The 21,394-nt window shown below is 72.2% G+C and carries 14 protein-coding genes; 9 read left to right on the top strand and 5 right to left on the bottom strand.

What is annotated here, in order from left to right; genetic code table 11:
- Positions 1 to 3 precede the first annotated feature (3 nt).
- Positions 4 to 288, top strand: coding sequence for a hypothetical protein (locus LX83_RS33300; RefSeq protein ID WP_253778848.1), 285 nt, complete (start codon positions 4 to 6; stop codon positions 286 to 288).
- On the opposite strand, the gene LX83_RS33295 is transcribed toward LX83_RS33300, so the two are convergent.
- Positions 273 to 3,677, bottom strand: coding sequence for a LamG-like jellyroll fold domain-containing protein (locus tag LX83_RS33295; RefSeq protein ID WP_253778846.1), 3,405 nt, complete (start codon positions 3,675 to 3,677; stop codon positions 273 to 275). The genes LX83_RS33300 and LX83_RS33295 overlap by 16 nt on opposite strands.
- A 174-nt stretch (positions 3,678 to 3,851) precedes the next feature.
- On the opposite strand from LX83_RS33295, the gene LX83_RS33290 reads away from it, so the two are divergent.
- Both LX83_RS33290 and LX83_RS33285 read left to right on the top strand, forming a co-directional pair.
- Entirely contained in the window at positions 3,852 to 4,190 is a 339-nt protein-coding gene (locus LX83_RS33290) for a hypothetical protein (RefSeq protein WP_253778843.1), read from the top strand.
- A gap of 39 nt (positions 4,191 to 4,229) precedes the next feature.
- A complete protein-coding gene (locus LX83_RS33285; protein ID WP_253778841.1) occupies positions 4,230 to 4,565 on the top strand; it encodes a hypothetical protein in 336 nt (111 codons plus the stop codon).
- A 64-nt stretch (positions 4,566 to 4,629) separates the two neighbouring features.
- Here LX83_RS33285 and LX83_RS33280 read toward each other — a convergent pair whose 3' ends face one another.
- A complete protein-coding gene (locus LX83_RS33280) occupies positions 4,630 to 8,250 on the bottom strand; it encodes an RICIN domain-containing protein (protein WP_253778839.1) in 3,621 nt (1,206 codons plus the stop codon).
- Between the two features lie 172 nt (positions 8,251 to 8,422).
- On the opposite strand from LX83_RS33280, the gene LX83_RS33275 reads away from it, so the two are divergent.
- On the top strand, positions 8,423 to 14,665 hold the full coding sequence (locus tag LX83_RS33275; RefSeq protein ID WP_253778837.1) for an RHS repeat-associated core domain-containing protein: 6,243 nt from the start codon (positions 8,423 to 8,425) through the stop codon (positions 14,663 to 14,665).
- Positions 14,666 to 14,702: 37 nt separating this feature from the next.
- Positions 14,703 to 15,188: a hypothetical protein gene (locus LX83_RS33270; RefSeq protein ID WP_253778835.1), complete on the top strand. Its 486-nt coding sequence runs from the start codon at positions 14,703 to 14,705 to the stop codon at positions 15,186 to 15,188.
- A 35-nt stretch (positions 15,189 to 15,223) separates the two neighbouring features.
- Here the strand turns inward: LX83_RS33270 and LX83_RS33265 are convergent, their stop codons facing one another.
- Entirely contained in the window at positions 15,224 to 16,198 is a 975-nt protein-coding gene (locus tag LX83_RS33265; protein WP_253778833.1) for an ArsR/SmtB family transcription factor, read from the bottom strand.
- A 383-nt stretch (positions 16,199 to 16,581) separates the two neighbouring features.
- Here LX83_RS33265 and LX83_RS33260 point away from each other — a divergent pair, with 383 nt between their 5' ends.
- On the top strand, positions 16,582 to 17,019 hold the full coding sequence (locus LX83_RS33260) for a VOC family protein (RefSeq protein ID WP_253778832.1): 438 nt from the start codon (positions 16,582 to 16,584) through the stop codon (positions 17,017 to 17,019).
- Here LX83_RS33260 and LX83_RS33255 read toward each other — a convergent pair.
- A complete protein-coding gene (locus LX83_RS33255; RefSeq protein WP_253778830.1) occupies positions 16,973 to 17,608 on the bottom strand; it encodes a TetR/AcrR family transcriptional regulator in 636 nt (211 codons plus the stop codon). The genes LX83_RS33260 and LX83_RS33255 overlap by 47 nt on opposite strands.
- Before the next feature lie 83 nt (positions 17,609 to 17,691).
- Between LX83_RS33255 and LX83_RS33250 the strand changes: the two genes are divergently transcribed.
- From LX83_RS33250 to LX83_RS33240, 3 genes are all read left to right on the top strand, one after another.
- Positions 17,692 to 18,210 carry a PH domain-containing protein gene (locus tag LX83_RS33250; RefSeq protein WP_253778827.1) on the top strand — a complete coding sequence of 173 codons (519 nt, stop codon included), beginning with the start codon at positions 17,692 to 17,694 and terminating at the stop codon, positions 18,208 to 18,210.
- Positions 18,207 to 19,748, top strand: coding sequence for a PH domain-containing protein (locus LX83_RS33245; RefSeq protein WP_253778824.1), 1,542 nt, complete (start codon positions 18,207 to 18,209; stop codon positions 19,746 to 19,748). The genes LX83_RS33250 and LX83_RS33245 overlap by 4 nt, the downstream gene beginning before the upstream one ends.
- Before the next feature lie 437 nt (positions 19,749 to 20,185).
- Complete coding sequence (locus LX83_RS33240; RefSeq protein WP_253778820.1) at positions 20,186 to 21,007, top strand: TrmH family RNA methyltransferase; 822 nt, start codon at positions 20,186 to 20,188, stop codon at positions 21,005 to 21,007.
- Between the two features lie 53 nt (positions 21,008 to 21,060).
- Here LX83_RS33240 and LX83_RS33235 read toward each other — a convergent pair.
- The coding region (locus LX83_RS33235) for an IS110 family transposase (protein WP_253777533.1) at positions 21,061 to 21,394 on the bottom strand (334 nt) is incomplete at its 5' end.

Below are 21,394 nucleotides of genomic sequence, written 5' to 3'. Positions count from 1 at the left end.
CCAGTGGGCGAAGGTGTCCTGGACCTCGCGGGGTGCGTGGGCGAGCGCGTCGGGGTCGGGGGTGGCGGCGGTGACGTGCGGGAGGTGGATGACGACGTCGTAGGCGAGGGCTACCGGCAGGGCACGCTCTGGCTCAGCCCCGAGGAACTCGCCGAGATGGTCGACGAGTTGCGCGCGGTGTTCGCGGCGCGGACGGGCAACGGGCCGGCGCCGAACCGCCGGCCGCACCTGGTGAGCGCGATCTTCTTCCCGAGCGGGGCGGCGCCGGACGATCAGCCGCCCGCGTAGCTGGTCGCGGCGATCGACTCGAAGGACAGGTGCACGGCGGTGACCGGGCCCAGGTCGGGGTTGTGCTGGCGGAGCGCGGCGAGCGCGTCGGCGTCCAGGGCGGTGCGCACGATCCGGAACTCGTCCAGCGCGCCGCGCAGCCGGTTGGTGCCGTCGGGTTTGGCGCCGAGCTGGACGCCGTCCACGGCGAAGGTGTCGCCGTAGGTGAGGGAACCGCCGGCCGGCAGGGTGGTGCTGGCCAGGACCACGCCGTCCACGAGCAGGGCCAGGGTGTCGGCGGAGCGGCGCAGGGCCACGTGGTGCCAGCCGCCATCGCCGAAACCCGCGGCGGCGGACGGGTCGGGCGCGGCCAGACCCGTGGCGCCGGCGTCGGTCTGCAGCCAGGCGTAGAGCCGATCCTGGCCGGGCTGGGCGCGCAGCCACAGGGACCGCTCGGTGCCGCCGACGCCGTACGCCCACAGCAGCACCTGGTCGCCCGTGGCCGGCGTGGCCGAGTAGCGCAGCCAGGTGGTGATGGTGAAGTCACCGGACCCCAGTGCGCTGGCCGAGTCGTGCGGCAGCTGCACGGCGTCGTCGGTGCCGTCGAAGCTCAGCGCGCTGCCCATCCCGGCCGGCCCGCCGGTCAGGGTGGCGCCGCCGCGCACGTACGCGTTGGCGCAGTGCACTGACGAGTCCGGTGTGGACGGACCGGAGGCGGGTGTTGGCCGGACCACGTCGTGGGCCTGGGTGTGTTGCAGGTCGAAGGTCCACCACAGGGCGGGCAGGCCGGCGGGGAAGGAGCCGGTGGCCGCGCGGGTGACCTCATCGGTGGACAGGGCCCTGCGGTAGACCCTGGTCTCGTCGAAGCTGCCCTGGAACACGTCGGTGCCGTCCGGTTTGGACCCCACGCGCAGGCCCTGGATGGCGTCGGCCTTGGCCGCGGTGACCGAGCCGGTCAGGCCGGTGGCGGTGGCCGGGGTGCCGGCGTCCACGCCCAACCGCACCTGGCCGCCGGAGCGGGTCAGGCTCAGCAGGTGCCAGGCGTTGTCGCCGAACGCGACGGAACCACTCGAATCCGGCAGGGCGAGGCCCACCTGGGCGGTGTCGGTCTGCACCCAGGCGTAGAGCCGGTCCTGGCCGGGCTGGGCGCGCACCCACAGCGAGCGCTTGCCGGCCGTCGAGCCGAACGCCCACACCAGGGCCTGGGTGGGGCTGCTGGCCGTGGCCGAGTAGCGGAACCAGGCGGTGATGGTGAAGTCGTCGGCGCCCAGATCGAGCGTGGGGGTGAAGCCCACCTCGACGCCGGGGTGGTCGGCGTCCACCCGGATCGCGTCCGACCCGGCCACCCGACCGTCCACAAGGGACCGGTGGCCGCCGAGCAGGGTGCCGGCCGCGCAGTGCCCGGACACGTCGTCGGTGATCGCCACGGTGGTCCGGGTCGGCGCGGTGGCGGTGTCGATCACCTGGAAGGGCAGCCGCACGCCGAGCGCGGCATCGCTGGCCAGTGCGCCGCTCTGGCGCACGCCGGCCAGCTCCGCGTCGGTCAGGGCGCGGCGGTAGAAGCGGAAGTCGTTGACGCCGCCGTGCCAGGCGTCGCTGGCCGTGCCGTCCTGCTTGGCGCCCAGGCGGATGCCGGTCACGCCCTGGTCGGTGCGCGCGGTGACCGAGCCGGCCACACCGGTCGCGGTCGCGGTGCGGGTGCCGTCCACGGTGAGCCGGATCTGGCCGCCGGAGCGCACCAGGGCCAGGTGGTGCCAGGCGCCGTCACCGAACGCGGCGCTGGTCGCGGTGTCCCGCACCGCGACGGTGGCAGCGCCGGCCGAGCCCTGCACCCAGGCCAGGACCTGGTCCTGGCCGGGTTGGGCGCGCACCCACACCTGGGGGCGGTTCGCGCCGGCGCCGTAGGCCCACAGCAGCGCCTGGTCGGGGCTGCCGGCCGTGGCGGAGTAGCGGAACCAGGCGGTGGCGGTGAAGTCGCCGGCGCCGGGGTCGAGGCCGCGCGCGTACGGCAGGTCGGCGTAGTCGCCGGCGCCGTCGAGCACCAGGCCCTGGCCGACCGGGTTGCTCAGCGCGGCGTTGCCGGCCAGGTAGGCGTCGTTGGCCTCGGGCGTGGCGTCCGGGGTGGTCGGCCCGGCCGGCTGGGACGGCTGGGTGGACACGCTGCCGGTGAACGTGCCGGGCAGGCCGATCTGCGCCGGGGTGAACCGGTTGAACCGGATCTCGTCGGCGGAGAAGGACGCGCCGCCCTCGTAGAGCACCCCGATCTCGCCGTCGGCCAGTTCGGCCACGTCCGAGTAGCCGGCGCGGTCGCCGTTGACCAGACCGTTGCCGGCGCTGGTCCAGGTGTTGCCGTTGTCCGTGGAGTAGCGCACCCGCAACAGCTTGCGGTCGGTGGCGTCGGACGGTCCGGTGAACAGCAGGGTGTCACCGGGGGTGCGCTGGTAGGTGGCGCGCAGCGCCAGCACCGCGCCCTGCACGTTCGGCGTGACCAGGGACGGGACCGTGACGAACGTCGGCATGCTGGTGCCGCCGTCGGTGCTCACCGCCTTGGCGCGGTGGTTGCCGGTGGCGATCTCGTTGCGGGCCGCCGCGTACAGGCCGCCGCCGGGCAGCTCGGCCACGCTGATCTCGCCGGGGCTGAGCGCGCCCGGCTGGTGGGAGTCGGCCGCGGCGCTGGCCTGCCAGGTGCGCCCACCGTCGTCGCTGTACAGCACGCCCGCGCGCACCGAGCCGTCGGCGGGTTTCTGGTGCGCGCCCACCACCAGCCGGCCGGCGTGCTCACCCGCGCGCAACTGGACGCCGTGCCCGGGGCCGGTGGCGAACCAGCCGTTGTGCGCGCCGTCGTCGAAGCTGGCGGCGATGGGCTCGGCCGCCGAGAAGGTCACCCCGTCGTCGCTGCTGCGCTGCACCCACGGCAGCCGCTGCCCGCCCGGCGTGGCCGGGTTCGACGTGGTGACCAGGACGATGTCACCGGTGGTCTCGTCCACCACCGGGGTGGGGTTGCCCCGGGTGAACGGCGCGTCCACGGCGTCGGGGCTGCCGGAGAGCACCGTGCGGATCGGCCCCCAGGTGCGGCCGTCGTTGGTGGAACGGCGCACCACCACGTCGATGTCGCCGCGGTCGGCGCAGGACGGTGACTCGCGCGCCTCGGCGAAGGCGAGCAGGCTGCCGGTGGTGGTGCGCACCAGCGCCGGGATGCGGAAGCAGCCGTAGCCGGCGGTGCCGCCGCGGAAGAGCACCTGTTGCGTGCCGACCACCCGCGCCGAGGACTCGGCGGCGCCGCTGGCCGCGGCCACGGGCGCGGCCGCCACCAGCAGGGCCACCGCCAGCCCCGCCGACACCCACCGGCCCGGTCGGCCGGTCACCGGCCGAGCTGGCCGATCCACAGTGGACCTGTCCGATCGCGACACACCGCGAGGCTACGGCCGGCCGGTAGCGACCGGCCTTGAGTTCGCTTAACAAACGCTTTTCCCGGTGCTGCCGGCGGGTGACTCCACCCGGGCGAGTGGGGTGCTGGATAACCGCGGCGCCACGGGCAACCCGGAGGGGGGTACACCGTCCACCGCCGCGAAGGAGGCCACCGGATGCGATCCGCGCGCGCCCGTTCCCCCGTGGTCACCGCCGCCGTCGCGGCGATCACCGCCGTGCTGGCCGTGCTGGCCGTTCCGCCTGCCGAAGCGGCGTCCGGCCGGCTGGTCCTCGCCGAGGGGTCCGGCGAGTACGTCTGGTACGACGACCCCGACCTGGGCTGCTACCCGGGACCGGGGCCGGCCAGCCCGCGCCGGGACCGGGTGGACAACTACACCGACAGCGACGTGCTGGTCTACCCGGCCCCGAACTGCCGAGGCGCGCCGTCCGACCGCGTGGCGCCGCACGAGTTCCGCCACGTCGACCACCTCGGCAGCGTGTGGGTGCTGCACTGAGTCCGGCCGGCGAGCCCGGCCCGTGAAGGAGGCGAGCGCATGCGTCGTCCCAGCCTGGTGTTCCGCCTGGTGTTCGGTCCGGTGGCCACCGCGCTGCTGCTGGTCGTGACGATCGCGTCACCGGCTGGCGCGGCCGCCGGTGTGCTGCGGATATCCCGGGGCGGAACGGTGGTCAGGACCTACGACAACCCGGCGGCCGGCTGCTACCAGGGCGCCTGGCCGGGTGTGTGGCTGTCGGACTTCCTGGACAACGACACCGACAGCGAGGTGTGGGTCTACGCCGGGGACCGCTGCCAGGGCGACCCCGACGACCGGCTGTCCGCGCACGGCTCCAAGTACGTCGACCACCTGGGCAGCGTTCGCGTGGTCCACTGAGGACCCGCCGCACCGCGCGCGGCGGTGGGGCCCGGGCGGTGCCGGACCCCACCGCCGGTGCCGGTCAGGGTTCGATGCGCAGGGTGTACTGCTGGTTGGCCGCGCCCGTGCAGGTGGACTGCACCACGGCGGCGCCCACCTGGGTGCTGGCCCCGCTCACGGTCACGCACTTGTCGCTGTGCACGATCCTGGGCGCCACCACCACGTCCATGCCGCTGCCGTCCACGTAGTCCAACCGGAACTGCTGGTTGGCCTGGGGGCCGCCGTCCGCGTCGCAGGTCGACTGGGCCACCGGCGTGTTGTCCTCGTGCTTCCAGCCGGTGATGTCCAGGCACTTGCCCGAGGCCACCACCTTGGCGCGGAAGTAGGGCGTGCTGCCGATCCGCTCCAGGGTGAACTGCTGGTTGCTCGCGGACCCCGCGCAGTCGGCCTGCTTGAGCGGGGTGTCGTTGGCGGTGTTGCCGGCGGCGATCTCCACGCACTTGCCGCTGTGCCTGGGCAGCAGCCGGTACTTGCGGTTCGGTTCGATGTAGACGGACGCGGGCGCGTCGGCCACCGTGCCCTGCCAGTCGATCCTGGCGTTGCTCAGCGCGGTCCCGGTCGAGCTGAACGTGTGCAGCTGGCGGGTGCCGCCGCCCACGTCGTACAGGGCGGCCACATCGCCCCTGCCGTCGCCGTTGAAGTCACCGGCGGCCACCACCGCGCGCTTGGCGTCGAAGGTGTTGGCCGCACCGCTGTCCCAGCCCACCGACGTGGTCCAGGTGCCGGTGCCCGCGGTGAACACGGTCAGCTGGGTGGCGGCGCCGCCCTTGTCGTACACGGCGACGATCTCGTCGCGGCCGGCGGCGTCGCCGTTGACGTTGGTGCTCAGGTAGCTGGCGCGGGCCCGGTCGAAGGTGGTGCTGCCGCTGTCCCACTGCTGCACCGGCGCGGCGAACCCGGTGTCGGTGGCCTGGTGCAGCCACAGGGTGGTGCGGGTACCACCGGTGGCGCCGCGGAACACGGCGATGTCGTCGCGGCCGTCGCCGGTGAAGTCACCGGCCACCGGGGAGAGCTGGCCGACGTCCAGGCCGCCGACGCCGCTGTCCCAGCGCTGCACGGGCGCGCCCACCCGGCCGGCGGCGCTGTGGTGCACCCACAGCACGGTCTGGTTGCCGCTCAGGCCCTGGAACACCGCGATGTCGTCGTCGCCGTCCCCGTCGAAGTCACCCGCGGCCAGCCGCAGGTGGGACAGCCGGTACTGGGAGCCAGCCCAGGCCGGCTCGCTCTCCGCGTCGAACCGGTTGCCGTCCGAGCGCAGCAGGTACAGCCGGACCATGCCGTCCGGGTCCTCCCGGAAGGTGGCGATGTCGGTGCGGCCGTCCCCGTCGAAGTCGCCGTTGACGCTCTTGATCCGGTACATCGGGAAACCACCGCTGACGTCGGTGTCCCAGCCGATGTAGCCGGCGGTGAACCCGTCGCCGGAGGACAGCACGTTCCACGCGGCGGTGCGGCCGTCACCCTGGTCGAACAGGGTGGTGAAGTCGGCGCGCCGGTCCCCGTTGGTGTCGCCGCGGACCGCGCCGCCCGGCACGGTCCGGTCGTTCGCGGTCAGCGTCCACGCCGGGGTGGCCACGCTGATGTTGCCGGCCCGGTCCACCGCCCGCACGTACAGCGGCCGGTCGATGCCGGCCGAGCGCGGCCACAGGGTGATCGGCACGGTCGCCGACCCGGTCGCCCCGGCCGCCACCCACATGGTCGTCTTGTCCTGCTGGAAGCCGTACTTGAAGCCGGCCACGTCGGTGTCGCCGGCCGCGCGGGTGAAGGTGACCGTGCCCAGCTCACCGACCGCGCGGACCGGGACCCCGTCGGGGTAGTCGGCGGTGGTGATCGTCGGGGTGCCCGGCCGCACCCGGTCGACGGTGAAGTAGCAGCGGGCACTGTCCGGACTGGACAGTCCGGCGTCGCGGACGCGGGCGCGGTAGTTGAACACCGTGTCCGGCTGGTCCTCGGGCAGCACCCCGGCCGGCAGCGGCGGCCAGGTGAACGCCCCGCCCGAGCGGATGGTGGGCCCGTCGACCGTGCTGATCACGGTGTCCCCGTTGAGGATCTCCAGCTGGCCGGACACGTTGTCGTTGTCCGGGTCCGAGGCGATCGCGGAGAACGTGGGCGTGGCGGTGTTCAGCGCGGTCGGCGCGGTCGCGGTGCCGCACGGCGTGGGCGGCACGGTGGCCAGGCCGATGGGCGCGCGCGGCGCGATGTTGTACTCCACCACCAGGCGCGCGGTGGCCGGCAGGAACTTCTTCCACTGGCCGGCGTCGCTCTCGTTGGGCGCGCGCAGGCCGAAGGTGAGGCTGCCCGCCTTGGCGGTGGCCGCGTTCTGCACCACGGTCTGCAACGCCGCCGAGCTGAACTCCATCGGCAGGTCGGGCTGGGTGGTGCCGCAGCCGCCGCCCTCGTTGGCGTTGCCCGAGCGGGTGTCCAGTTTGGACAGCCAGTGCGACGTGCTGCTGTTCCAGGTGAGCGCGACCGCCGGGTCGATGGCCTTGGTGTGCCAGAAGTCCACCGGGGTGGCCGCGCACGACCCGGAGTGGTCCAGGGTCACCGCGAACCAGGTGCGGGTGATCCGGGAGCCGGCGAACGGCGCGGCGTTGACCTGGAAGAACGACCGGTAGCGGGAGGTGCCGTCGTAGTTCTGGTAGCCGACCCTGGCCACGTCCCGCTGGGTGGTCCAGTAGGAGGTGGTGGCGGCGTAGCCGTTGACCTGGGTCCACCGGTACTGGGTGGAGCTGTAGGACGGGCCGAGGTAGAGCGGGAACTGGGTGTCCGACCCGGTCAGCAGGTCCTGGTCGGGCAGCACGGTCAGCCGGTCGCGGTCCACCCGCAGGCCCATGGCCCGCTCCCGCGCCGGCCCGCTCTCGTCCACTGTGGACGCTGGGGCGGCGGCGGTCCGGGCGGCCGGGGCCGGGGTGCTGTCCCACATGGTGGGGGTGCCGGAGTAGAACACCGGGGTGCCGTCGTGCTCGGCGGTGGTGCTGCCGTCCTGGTGCGCCCTGATGGTCAGGCCACTGGTCGAGGTGTGGTACGTGATCGCGCGCAGCGCCGGGTTGGCCGCGGCCCTGGCGTCCTTGACCACCAGCAGCTGGGCGAACCCGTCGGCCGTCACCCGCACCCGCAGGTCCACGCCGGGCAGCACCTCCGGGTAGGTGGCGGTGTCGCCGGCCAGCACCGGGGTGGGCAGCGCACCCGGCCAGGACAGGCCCAGCCGCCTGTCGTCCCGGCTGATCGAGACCAGTTCGCCCGCGCCGCCACCGGACAGCCGCAGCCCGGCCACGGCCACCCGGGGCCGCACCGTGCCGTCGGCGTCGCGGACCAGGGTGGTGTCGATCGGCGCCCACCCCTCGGGCGTGCGCGCCCGGACCGGCTGCACGTACTGCTCCAGGGTCCTGGTGCCGGACGGGTTGGCGAACACCCGCGAGGTCTCGGTGCGCTCGGCGGTGATCTCCACCGGCGCACCCGAGCGCCGCGCCGCCGCGAACGCGGTCGTCTCGTCCGGCGCCTCGGTCACCCCGGCCACACCGGGTGGGGCCGGATCGCCGGTGGCGGCACCGGGTTCCGCCGCGCCGGCCACGCCCGGCCAGCCGCTCACCGTACACACCATGGCCAGGGCGAACGCCAGCAGGCGCGCGGTGCCTCGAACTGCCATCGACTACTGCCTTCCTGATGCGGGAGCGCAGGCTAAACACAGATTTCACGCGGAGGGAAGCGTTTCCGTCGCTGTCGAAACGTCTGGCGTCGGCGGTCTTGTCCGGTCCTAGCATCCGCTGCTGGCCACCCCGACACGGGTGGTCTGTCTCGTTCGCCCTGGAGGCACGTGGATGAGTCGAAGAACGAGTTCGCGACAACGACTGAGCAGGATCGGGGCGAGTGCGATCGCGCTCGCGGTGGCCGCCTCACTGGTCTCCCCGGAGGTGGCTGGGGCGCAGACCAGTCCGGAGTGGTCGGCCCCGAAGGAGAAGTCGGTTTCCGGCGTCAACGCCAGGGCCGAGGCGCCCGGCCCGGACCCGGCCGAGGAGAAGGCCCTCACCGGCACCCCGGCGGTGCGCTGGCCGGCACCCGCCGCCGGCGAGGTGTCGCTGGCCGCCACGCTGCGCGCGGCCGACACCACCGCCCTGACCAAGGTCGGCGACCTGCCGGTGCGCGTCGGCGTGGCACCGGCCACCAGGACCGGTGACCAGACGCTGGCGGCGGCGGCCCCGGACCGGGTCCGGGTGGAGGTACTGGACAAGCGGCTGGACGGGCCGGTGCTGCGGGTGGTCACGCCCGCCGGCACGGCACGCGCCGCCGCCCAGCGCCCGCTCTCCGTCGAGGTCGACTACTCGTCCTACCGCGACGCCTACGGCGGTGACTGGGCCACCCGGCTGCGGCTGGCCGCGCTGCCCGAGTGCGCGCTGAGCACGCCCGAGCGCGACGAGTGCCAGCCCAGGCAGCTGCCCACCCGCAACGACGGCTCCGGCACGCTGACCGCGGCGCTGACCCCGGGCAGCGCCGACCAGGCCGGCACCGGGCTGTTCGCGGTGACCGCGGCGGCCTCCTCGGGCGCGGGCGACTTCCAGGCGTCCTCGCTGTCGCCGGGCGCCACCTGGACCGCCGGCGGCTCGTCGGGCGACTTCACCTGGGAGTACCCCATGCCCACGCCGCCGGCCATCGGCGGCCCCGAACCCGAGCTGGAGCTGTCCTACTCGTCCGGCTCGGTGGACGCCAGGACGTCGGCCACCAACAACCAGCCGTCCTGGGTGGGCGAGGGCTTCGACTTCACCCCCGGCGGCTACATCGAGCGCCGCTACGCCAGCTGCTCGACGGACATGACCGGCGGCAACAACACCAAGAAGACCGGTGACCTGTGCTGGCGCACGGACAACGCGAGCATGTCGCTGAACGGCTCGGCCGTGGAACTGGTGCGCGACGACGCCACCGGCAAGTGGCGGCCCCGCAACGACGACGGCTCCCGCATCGAGCGGCTGTCCGGCCGGGACAACGGCGACGGCGGCGACAAGGACGACAACAAGGGCGAGTACTGGAAGATCACCACCAGGGACGGCACCCAGTACTTCTTCGGCCTGCACAAGCTGCCCGGCTGGACCACCGGCAAGGCCGTGACCAACTCGGTGTGGACGGTCCCGGTGTTCGGCAACCAGACCGGCGAGCCGTGCCGACAGTCCACTTTCGACGCGTCCTGGTGCCAGCAGGCGTGGCGGTGGAACCTGGACTACGTGGTGGACGCCCACGGCAACACCATGAGCTTCTTCTACAGGACCGAGACCAACAACTACGCGCGCAACATGACCGCCACCAAGGTCAGCACCTACGTGCGCGACGGCTACCTGGAGCGGATCGACTACGGTCAGCGCGACGGCGCGGTCTACACCACCCCGCCGGTCGGTCAGGTGGCGTTCACGGTCGAGGACCGGTGCATCCCCGGCACCAGCTGCGTGACCTCGCAGCCGGCCAACTGGCCGGACACCCCGCTGGACCAGGCCTGCACCAGCACCACCAGCTGCACCAACAAGTACACGCCCACGTTCTGGACGCAGAAGCGGCTGGCCAGGATCACCACCAAGGTGTGGAACGGCACCGCGCCCAAGGACGTGGACTCCTGGACGTTCACCCACTCCTTCCCGGCGCCGGGTGACGGCACCCGGGCCGGCATGTGGCTGGCCTCGATCAAGCGCACCGGTCTGGTCGGCGGCACCGCCAGCCTGCCCGAGGTGAACTTCGACGGCATCCAGCTGGCCAACCGGGTCGACGGCATCGACGGCATCCCGCCGATGAAGTGGTGGCGCATCAAGGCGATCCGCTCGGAGACCGGCGGTGAACTGGCCGTCACCTACCTGCCGACCGAGTGCTCGGCCCCGGGCAACCTGCCGGCCGAGGACAACAACACCAAGCGGTGCCACCCGCTGAAGTGGACACCGGACTCGCTGGACGACCTGGCGGCGGAGCGGCACGACTGGTTCCACAAGTACGTGGTCTCCCAGGTCACCGAGAAGGACCTGGCCACCGGCCAGGCCCCGAAGGTGACGCAGCTGGAGTACACCGGCAAGCCGGCGTGGCGGCACGACGACGAGGACGGCCTGGTTCCCACCGAGCGCAAGACCTGGTCGCAGTGGCGCGGTTACGACCGGGTCCAGGTGCGCACCGGAACGCCCGGCGGGGTCCAGTCCCAGCAGGAGGTCCTGTACTTCCAGGGCATGGACGACGACCTGACCGCCGCCGGCGGGCACAAGGACGTCAAGGTCGTCGACTCCACCGGCACCGCGTGGGAGGACACCAACGAACTGGCCGGCGCGGAGCGGGAACGCGTCACCTACGACCGTCCCGGTGGGACGGTGACCAACCGGTCCATCACCGACCCGTGGATCTCCGCGCCGACCGCGACCAGCACCCGCAGCTGGGGCACGACCAAGGCCTACCGGGTGGCCGAGGCCAGGGTGCGTGAGCTGGAGGTGCTCGGTTCCGGCAGCCAGCGGCAGACCGGCGCGGACAACGAGCTGGACGCCGAGGGGCGGTTGGTGCGCACGGTCGACCACAACGACCTGGCCGACCCCGACGACGACACCTGCACCCGCTACAGCTACGCCCGCAACGACGCGGCCAACCTGGTCGACCTGCCCTACCTCACCGAGACCGTGGCGGTGGCCTGCGACAAGCAGCCCGACCTGCCCACCGACCTCATCGCCAGTGAGCGGCTCTACTACGACAACAACGACACCCTGGGCGCCGCGCCGGTGCGCGGTGACGTGACCCGCAAGGAGGAGTTCAACGGGTGGGTCAACGGGGTGGCGACCTACCAGACCGTGGAGCGGTCGGTCTACGACGACTACGGCCGGCAGGTCGAGACCTACGACGTGTTCAACAAGAAGAGCACGGTCAGCTACTCCTCGTCGGTGGGCGGACCGGTCACCAAGGTGGTGTCCACCAACCCGCTCGGCCAGTCGTCCACCCTGGAGATCGAGCCGGCGTGGGGCGAGGAACTGGTCGCGGTCGACACCAACGGCAAGCGCAGTGAGTGGGCCTACGACCCGCTGGGCCGGGTGACCAAGACCTGGGCGCCGGGCCGGGACCGCTCGCAGAGCCCGACCACCGAGCACAGCTACCTGATCCGCACCGACGGCGCCAACGTCGTCACCAACCGCACGCTGCAGCCGGACGGCGGGTACGTCACCGACTACGACCTGTTCGACGGGCAGATGCGGGAGCGGCAGAGCCAGGAGCCGGCGCCCGGCGGCGGCCGCGTGGTCACCGACACCATCCACGACGGACGCGGCCTGGTGGTCAAGGACAACGGGCCGTACTACAACGACGCCCCACCCGGCACGGACGTGCTCATCCCGGACGAGGCGCAGCTGCCGGCGCAGACCATCACCGAGTACGACGGCCTGGACCGGCCGACCGCGGAGATCTTCAAGGTCGAGGGCGTGGAGAAGTGGCGCACCACGCACAGCTACGTGGGCGACCGGCACGACATCGACCCGCCGCAGGGTGAGACGCCGACCAGCCAGATCGTGGACAACGAGGGCCGGCTGATCGAGCTGCGCCAGTACCAGGGCGACTCGCCCACCGGCGAGTACGACAGAACCACCTACACCTACACCAAGTTCGGCCAGCTGGAGACGGTCACCGACCCGGCCGGCAACGTGTGGCGGCACGAGTACGACCTGCTCGGCCGGGAGATCCGGACCACCGACCCGGATCGCGGCGTCACCGAGATGACCTACAACGACGCCGACCAGGTGGTGTCCAGGAAGGACGGTCGGGGCACCACGCTGTTCTACGACTACGACGCGCTCGGCCGGGCCACGGCCGTGCACGAGGGCGCGCCGGACGGGCCCAAGCGCGCCGAGTGGCGCTACGACGTGCTGGCCGACGGCACGCCCGCGCCCGGGCTGCCCACCGCGTCCATCCGCTACGTCGACGGCAACGCCTACCGCACCGACATCCTCGGCTACGACAAGGGCAACCAGCCGACCGGGATGTCCATCACCATCCCCGCCGCCGAGGGCAAGCTGGCCGGAACCTACAAGTTCACCAGCGGGTACGGCGCGGACGGCGACCTGGTCTCGGCGACCATGCCCGCGGTGGGCGGGCTGGCCGAGGAGACGCTGACCTACGGCTACAACAGCCTGGGTCTGCCCAGCACGCTGACCGGCAAGAGCACCTACGTCACGGACACCTCCTACACCCCCTACGCCGAACCGCAGCAGATGACGCTGTCGGCCGGAGGCAAGTGGGTGAAGCGGTCGCTGGAGTACGAGATCGGCACCAGGCGGGTGATCCGCTCGGTGACCGAGCGGGAGACCGCAGGCCGTCGACTGTCCAACGTGTCCTACGACTACGACCAGGCCGGCAACGTGACCCGGGTGGCCAACCAGCCCGGCGCGGACACCGGCGAGGCCACCGACGTCCAGTGCTTCGGCTACGACTACCTGCGCCGGATGACCGGGGCGTGGACGCCGGGCGACGGCAACTGCTCGGCCGCGCCGAGCGCGGGCACGCTGGGCGGGCCGGCGCCGTACTGGCACGCGTGGACCTACGACAAGGTGGGCAACCGGCGCAGCCAGACCACGACCGCGCCCGACGGCAAGTCCACCACCAGCACCTACGAGTACCCCGAGCCCGGCAAGGCACGGCCGCACGCGGTGAACAAGGTCACCACGACCGGGCCGAGCGGGACCAGGGTGGACGAGTACGGCTACGACGAGGCCGGCAACACCACCACCCGCAAGCTCGCCTCCGGCGTCAACCAGACGCTGGAGTGGGACGCCGAGGGTGCGCTGGCCAAGGTGACCGACAACGGCAAGGTCACCTCCTACCTGTACGACGCCGACGGCGACCGGCTGCTGCGCCGGGACGCCACCGGGACCACGCTGTACCTCGGCGCCACCGAGGTGCTGCTCACCCCGACCGGCGAGATCCAGCCGACCCGCTACTACTACCTGCACGACGAGCTGGTGGCGGTGCGCGGGCCGGACGGCGCGCTGGACTGGATCAGCTCGGATCTGGCCGGCACCGGCGAGTTGGCCATCGACGCGGACACCCAGGAGTTCCAGCGCCGGCGGATCACCCCGTTCGGTGAGGAACGCGGCCTGAAGTCCGCGGCCTGGCCGGGCAACAAGGGCTTCGTCGGTGGCACGGTGGACAGCTCCACCGGCCTGACGCAGCTGGGCGAACGCGCGTACGACCCGAGCACCGGTCGGTTCATCTCCCCGGACCCGGTCATCGACTTCGCCGAGCCGCAGCAGACCAACGCCTACGCCTACGCCAACAACAGCCCGGTCACCTTCTCCGACCCGGACGGCCAGTTCTGGGGCATCGTGATCCGCTTCGTGGCCAAGAAGGTCGTCGTGCCGGTGGTCAAGAAGTACGCGGTGCCGGTGCTGAAGCGGGTGGGCCACTGGATCTGGTCGCCGATGCGGGGCTTCTTCGGCAAGGTGTTCAGCTTCATCAAGAAGATGATCTTCCACTACGTGAAGGTCTTCATCACCAAGACGGTGAAGAAGTTCGTCGTCAAGGTGATCAAGGTGGCCAAGAAGGTCCTGGTCAAGCTCAAGAAGTCCAAGTTCGTCAAGGCGGTCAGGAAAGCCGTCAAGAAGGCCGTCGACAAGGTCAAGAGCGTCGGCAAGAAGATCAAGAAGATCATCAAGCGCATCGTCAAGCGGGAACGCAAGCAGCGCAAGAAGAAGGAGCACGAGGAGAGCAAGCCGACACCGCGGCTCTACGCCATCGGCAAGCGCGAGGAACCGCCCTCGATCAACCCCAACCGCAGCGGTGACTACGACACCGACGGCAACGGCAACGTGCTGCCGCAGCGGCCACCGGACCCGAAGGGCAAGTCCACTTTCGACAGTGAGGACCACCTGACCGACCGGGTTGGCGGCCAGATGTGGATGCTGCCGGAAGGCACCAAGCTGCCCGAGGGGCTGGACTGGTACAACGACAACGACCCGCCCGGCCACCACACCATCTACCCGACCAGGAAGATGTCCATCCAGGAGTTCAAGAGCAAGATCGAGGGCCTGCCGTGGGTGTACCAGAAGAAGGTGAAGAAGAAGTCCAACTAGCCGGCACTGGCGGGCACGGACGAAAGGACCGGATGAGGTGACCGCGGACCCAGCCTGGGCCAGACTGGTGCGCGCCGAGCACGACTACCTGGTGGCGCGCCAGGAGATCCTGGACGCCGACCCGGTGGCGACGCTGCGCGCGGTGTTCGCCAGCGGCCGGGACCAGCGCACCGCGCTGCGCCTGCTCGACGGCCTCGCGGCGGGCCGGCCCGACCTGGTGGTCGCGCTGCTGCCGGAGGTGTTCGAGGCGGCGCTGAGCCTGGAGAAGGACGGCATGCTGGCCAGGCAGCTGCTGGCCAGGCTCACCGGCCCGGAGCGGGACCAGGCGCTGGAACCGCTGGTGGCCGGGCAGATCGGCGACCCGGACCCGGAGCGGTGGGCGGAGCTGCGCGCCCTGGCCACGCTGCTGGAGGAGCTGGGTCGGCTGGATCTGTTGGAACGACTGAAGGACGCGGTCCGGGACTCGCCGTCGGAAGACCTCCGCGACATCGCGGAGGACTTCCCCGAGATGACCGACGACTGACCGGTCCCGCGTGCTGGTCGGGGTCGGGCGCCGGGTCAGCCGGTGCCCGACTCCACCAGGGCACGGCCCAGCGTGGTGATCGAGTGCAGCACCGCCTGGCCGTGCTGCTTGCTGTTGATCAACCGGGCCTGGCGCAGCACGGACGCGTGCTGGCTGGCCGTGGCCAGGCTGGTGCCGACCCGGCGGGCCAGCTCGCTGGTGGTGCAGCCGCCGTCGCCGATCGCGGCCAACACCCGTGCCCTGGTCCGGCCGAGCAGCGCGACCAGGGCGCGGGCCGTGTCGGCCACCTCACCGGCCACCCAGCCCGACTCGTGGTCGATGGGCAGCACCAGGGTGGGCGGCAGGCTGCTGTCCCGGAAGGTGATCGGCATGCCGAAGCAGAAGAACGACGGCACCAGCAGCAGCCCCCGCCCGGCCAGGTGCAGTTCCCGGTCGACCGGGTAGTCCAGGTCCAGCACGGGTGGGCGCCACCGGGCGCTGGGGTGCAGTTCCCGCAGCACCCGCTCGTAGCCGCCGTCGGCGATCAGCCGCACCAGCCGGGCGCGCTCGTGGTCCACGTGCGCGTGCACCTGCTGCCAGTACGGGGCGAGGCAGGCGGCGAAGTACTGGTTGGCGGCCACGGCCAGCTGGTCGAGCCCGGCCGGGTCGCCCGCGCTGAGCGCGCGGGTCCAGTCCGGCAGGGGCCGCTCGGCGGCCAGGTGGGACAGGTCGGTGTCGATCCGCTGGCGCGGGGTGCGGCGCAGCGCGGCCAGCCCCTGGGCCAGCGACGGGGTCGGCGTCACCGGGGTGAGGAAGTCCACGGCGTACCCGCTGGGCGGGGCCAGGTCGGACAGCAGCCTGGTGCTGGCCGGCACCTGCGGTCTGATGCGTCTTCGCCACTCACCGAACACCTCGGCGCCGTCGCCCCGGCGGATCCGGTTGAGGCTGAGCAGCAGTTCCCACAGCGGATGGGGGCCGGTGATGATTCTGATCCGCGTCAGGTCCTCCGGGGTGAAGAAGATGCGCAACATGAAGGAATTTTAGTCACCCGATCGTCCTAATTGTCGGTTGCGTACCGTAGTATTTCTCGCGCTGATATCGCGGGTCGTAACTGCTGTCACGATCGGTGGCGAATGCCGATGACGGTATCGCTGACGGTGACAGGTGTGCCGACGGCGAAAGGGAAACAACGCCGCGGTGATCGCGCCGAAATGATTTCCGCGACGCGCTGGCGGCGCGCTGGCGGCGTGCTGGTGCGGGTCGAATTGCTCCGGTTGTTTCGGCCGGGTGCGCGCGCCGCCCCCGGCCGGCTCGACCGACGGCGGGCGGCGGCCCGGACACGACCGAGCGGTTTTTCGCGGCCGCCGGTTTCGGCTGAGTCCGGCCGGGCCGGCGGCGATCTAGCGTGGTGCGCATGTTCACGGGCATCACGCACTCGCAGATCTACGTTCTCGACCAGGACGAGGCCCTCGACTTCTACGTCGGCACGCTCGGTCTGCACGTCAGCACCGACGTGGATCTGGGCAGCACGCGCTGGCTCACGGTGTGCGTGCCCGGCGATCCCAGCCGGGAGATCCTGCTGGAGAAGCCGGGGCCGCCGGCCATGGACGAGGACACCGCCGAAGCCGTCCGCGAGCTGGTGACCAGGGGCGCGATGGGCGGCTGGCTCATCCTCACCACCGACGACTGCCGGGCGACCTACCAGGACCTGCTGGCCAAGGGCGTCGAGTTCACCCAGCAGCCGGTGGAGCACTTCTACGGGGTGGACTGCGCGCTGCGCGACCCGTTCGGCAACCCGATCCGGATCACCCAGCCGGTTCCTCGGCCGGTCGGGGCCGGGGTGCGCGGCTGAACAGGTTCGCCAGGTGGTAGTCGACCAGCCGCAGGGCCTGCTCGGCGGTGTGCACGCCCAGCAGCAGGTAGCTGTTCAGCCCGTCGATCAGGCCGATCAACAGCATCGCCTCGCTGTCCGGGTCGCGGTCGGCGGGCACCTCGCCGCGCGCCACGCCCTCGCGCAGCAGCCCGGCGAAGAACCGCCGCAGCTCGGGCGTGCCCTGCTGGGCGTAGCCGCGCAACTGCTCGTCGTGGATGGCCCGCACGAAGTAGGCGATCTGGGCGAGCACGCCGGTGCGGCTGTTGTCGTCCAGCGCCAGCATCTCGGCCAGGCACTCGCGCAGCACCAGCCGAGGTGACGGCGTCGCGGACAGCGCTTGGACGCGCTCGGTTATCCGGTTGGTCGCCAGCTGCTCCATGTGCTTGAGCGCGAAGGTGAACAGCTCGTTCTTGCTGCTGAAGTAGTGCTGCAACTGCCCGAGTGAGATGCCGGCCTCGGCCGCCACGTCGCGCAGGCCCACGCCGTCCAGGCCGCGCGTGCTGGCCAGCCGCCACACCGCCGAGGCGATCTGCCGGCGTCTGGCCTCGTGATCCACCCGTTTGGGCACGTCCCACCATCCCCTTTCGCAAGTCAGCCGTATTGTTATAGCCTACCGGCGATCCAATACAGCTGACTTAGAAAGATGCGGCCGTGACTCAACCCCACAACCTGCGGTTACGTCCCCCGCGGCAGCGGATCGACCCGCGCGCCCGGCGCTGGTGGACCGTGCAGGCGCTGGTCCTGCCGGCCGGTCCGATGCTGCTGGTGGCCATCGCCCTGGGCGTGCTGTCCCTGCTGTTCTTCCCCGGCGCGCTGCCCTGGCTCGGCCCGCTGCTGCTGGTCGTGCTCGTCCTGCCAGCCCTGGCCTACCTGCTGGTGATGCCGACCTGGCGCTACCGGGTGCACGCCTGGGAACTGGGCGAGCTGGCCGTGTACGCGGCCAGCGGCTGGTTCTGGCAGCGGCGGCGGATCGCCCCGCTGTCCCGGGTGCAGACCGTGGACACCGTGCGCGGCCCCATCCAGCAGGCGTTCGGCCTGGCCACGGTCATCGTCACCACCGCGTCCACCGCCGGTGACGTGAAGATCGCCGGGCTGTCCGACGCCGACGCCGAGGAGTTGGCCAGCCGGATCGGCGCCGCCGCCCAGCACGTGCCCGGTGATGCCACGTGACCGCGACCCCGCTGCCCCCGCAGCCGCCCGTCCCCACCGCCGAACCCGCCTGGCGCCGGCTGGACCCGCGCACCCTGGCCGTGCACGCCGCCTGGCTGGCCGCGCCACTGGCCTCGACCGGGCTGACCGCGCTGGCCACCGGCGGCCGGCTGGACACCCGGACCTGGATCACCCTGGGCGCGATCGCCTCGGCCTTCGCCGTGCTCACCCTCATCGGCCTGGTGCGCTGGACGCGGACCAGCTACCGGGTGACCACCAGCGTGATCGAGGTGCGCTCCGGCGTGCTCACCCGCAGCTCCCGGTCCATCCCGCTGCACCGGGTGCGCAACGTGGACCTGACCGCCAACCCGGTGCACCGGCTGTTCGGCGTGACCGTGCTGCGCATCGGCACCGCCGGCACCGCCGACGGCCGCGGCGAGCTGTCCCTGGAGGCGCTGTCCCGCGCCGCCGCCGGCCAGCTGCGCGCCGAACTGCTGCGCCGCGCCGAGGCCGCCACCGCCCACGAGCCCACCCTGTCCACACTGGACACCCGCTGGCTGCGCTACGCGCCGCTCACCTTCTGGGTGTTCGGCGGGGTGTTCACCGTCGCCGGCGCGGCCTACCGCTTCCTGGACGACCTGGGCATCGAACCGTGGCGGATCGGCCCGGTGCGCGCGGCGTTCACCGCGTTCGGCGCCAGCGCGCTCTGGATCACCATTCCGCTGGCCCTGCTGGCGATCACGGTCCTCGGCAGCATCGGCGCGGTCGTGGTCTACGCGGAGAACTGGTGGCGCTACCGGCTGGAGTGGACCGACCCGCACACCCTGCGGGTGCGGCGCGGCCTGCTCACCACCCGCTCGGTGTCCATCGCGGACAACCAGCTGCGCGGCGTGGTGCTGCGCGAGCCCCTGCTGCTGCGCGCCGGCGGCGGCGCGTCCGTGCGCGCGGTGGCCGGCGGACTGGGCGACGAGGAGGAGAACCGCCGACGCAGCGCACTGCTGCCGCCCGCGCCGCGCGCCGAGGCACTGCGCGTGGCCGCCGGGGTGCTGCGCGAACCCGAGGCGCTGCTGGACCGGCCACGGCTGGTCGCCCACCCGAGGGTGGCGCTGCGCCGCCGAGTGGTGCGCGGGATGGTGTTCGCCGTGCTGCCCGCCGTGCTGGTGCTGGCCGTGCTGGGCGCGCTGTTCACCACCGTGCTGGTGCACTGCGCGTGGGTGCTGCTGGTGCTGTCCACCCCGGTGGTGGTCTGGCTGGCCCGCGACGCCTACCGGCACCTCGGCCACGGCCTGCACGGCCGGTACCTGCTGGCCCGCTCCGGCGTGTTCAGCCGCGACACCGTGGTGCTGCGCCGGGACGGCGTGCTGGCCTGGACCTTCTCCAGCTCGCCGACGGGCCGGCGGGCCGGGGTGGTCACGCTGACCGCGGCGGTGACCGCCGGCGAACCGGGCTACCGGATTCCCGACCTGGCCGAGGACCAGTCCGTCGCCTTCGCGCACGCCGCCGTGCCGGGCGTGCTCGCCGAGTTCCTGGAACCGGTCCCGCCCGGCCCGACCCGCTGAGCCGGACGGGTCACGGTGGATGCGCGAGCAGCAGTGCGGTGCGCCGTTGCGGGGTGCGCGGCGGCAGGTGGTGGTCGGCCCCGGCCACCACGACGCCGCGCGCGCTAGCGCACCAGGGCCTCGCCGTCCAGCCGCCGCCGCGCGTTGTCGACGCGGCACCGGAAACGCTTTTCCCGTCGCTCACGTCGGGCCGCTCCGCTTTTGCCGTTGACTGATGGGTTGTTCTCGCCCAACAACTCGGACCCGAAAGGGTGCGGCGGTTGTCCCCGGGCCACTGCCCCATCTGTCGTAACAGAAGCCGAACAGCGCGGACGGCGGAGCGGGCGAGAACCGCGCCATTTCGGCGGATGTTGGTTTGTCGCGTTGGCGCTGGCCGCGCGGTGTCGCCGAACATGCCGTTGCCACTGTCCGATTCGGACGCGGTTACCATCACCGGCATGTCCGACCCGCAGTCCCGCCCGCCGCTGGAGTTGACCAGCACCAGCAACCCGCGGATCAAGGCACTGATCGGGTTGCGCCGCCGTCGTGCCCGCGAGCAGGCCGGGGTCAGCCTGGTGGAGGGTTACGAGGAACTCGTCCTGGCGCTGGACGCGGGTGTGGTGCCGCAAAGCCTGTACTACTGCCCCGCGCTGATGTCCACATCGGACCAACTGGACACCGTCGACCGCGTGTCGGCCCTGGGCACCACCGTGTTCCGGCTGAGCCGGCCGGTCTTCGAGAAGGCCGCCTACCGCGAGTCGCCGGACGGCTGGCTGGCGGTGGTCCCGGCCGTGCCCACCGGGCTGGCCGAACTGCGGATCGCGGCCAACCCGCTGCTGCTGGTGGGGGAGGCGGTGGAGAAGCCGGGCAACCTCGGCGCCATGCTGCGCACCGCCGACGCGGTGGGCGTGGACGCGGTGATCGCCAGCCAGCCGGTGACCGACTGGGGCAACCCGAACGTGGTGCGGGCGAGCAAGGGCACCATCTTCACCGTGCCGGTGGCGTCCGCGCCCACCGCCGAGGTGCTGCCCTGGCTGCGCGACCGCGCGGTGTCGGTGGTCGCCGCCACCCCGGACACCGACACCGAGTACACCGACGTCGACTTCACCGGCCCCACCGCGGTCGTGGTCGGCACCGAGAAGCACGGCCTGACCGACGAGTGGCTGGACCGAGCGGACGCGCGGGTGCGCATCCCCATGCTGGGCCGGGTGAACTCGCTCAACGTGGCCACCTCGGCCGCGATCATCCTCTACGAAGCCCTCCGCCAACGCCGCCCCTAACCCACCCCCCCGCGAGTCGACTTTGCAAACCCCGCGAGATGCTCCTATAGCTGTCAAGTCGTGGGTTGGGGGTCGTGAAGGGCGGCGAGGTCGGCCATGAGGCGGGGATAGATCTCTCGTGCCAGGTAGCGTTTGAGGCAGCGGATGAGGTGTTTCTTGGTCATCTTGGTGCCTGGTCGCAGGCGTGCGGCGAGATAAGCACGGGTGGGTTGGTGGTGGGCCAGGCGGACGATGACCACGCGGTAGAGCGCGGCGTTGGCTTGGCGGTCGCCGGCGCGGGAGAGTCGGTGGTGCTCGTGTTTGCCGCTGCTGGCGTCCACGGGGGCGACTCCGGTCAGGCAGGCGAACGCGGCCTGGGAGTGTAGCCGGTCGGGGTGCTCGCCGACG

Source organism: Goodfellowiella coeruleoviolacea, from assembly GCF_024171785.1.
In the GTDB taxonomy this organism is placed as follows: Bacteria; Actinomycetota; Actinomycetes; order Mycobacteriales; family Pseudonocardiaceae; genus Goodfellowiella; species Goodfellowiella coeruleoviolacea.
The sequence above is the reverse complement of the archived record's forward strand: the minus strand, read 5'-3'. Positions and strand labels throughout refer to the sequence as shown.

Coding starts and splice junctions, on each gene's coding strand:
- LX83_RS33290 (WP_253778843.1), top strand. CDS start 3,852: ATGCGATCCGCGCGCGCCCGTTCCCCCGTGGTCACCGCCGCCGTCGCG.
- LX83_RS33285 (WP_253778841.1), top strand. CDS start 4,230: ATGCGTCGTCCCAGCCTGGTGTTCCGCCTGGTGTTCGGTCCGGTGGCC.
- LX83_RS33280 (WP_253778839.1), bottom strand. CDS start 8,250: ATGGCAGTTCGAGGCACCGCGCGCCTGCTGGCGTTCGCCCTGGCCATG.
- LX83_RS33275 (WP_253778837.1), top strand. CDS start 8,423: ATGAGTCGAAGAACGAGTTCGCGACAACGACTGAGCAGGATCGGGGCG.
- LX83_RS33265 (WP_253778833.1), bottom strand. CDS start 16,198: ATGTTGCGCATCTTCTTCACCCCGGAGGACCTGACGCGGATCAGAATC.
- LX83_RS33260 (WP_253778832.1), top strand. CDS start 16,582: ATGTTCACGGGCATCACGCACTCGCAGATCTACGTTCTCGACCAGGAC.
- LX83_RS33240 (WP_253778820.1), top strand. CDS start 20,186: ATGTCCGACCCGCAGTCCCGCCCGCCGCTGGAGTTGACCAGCACCAGC.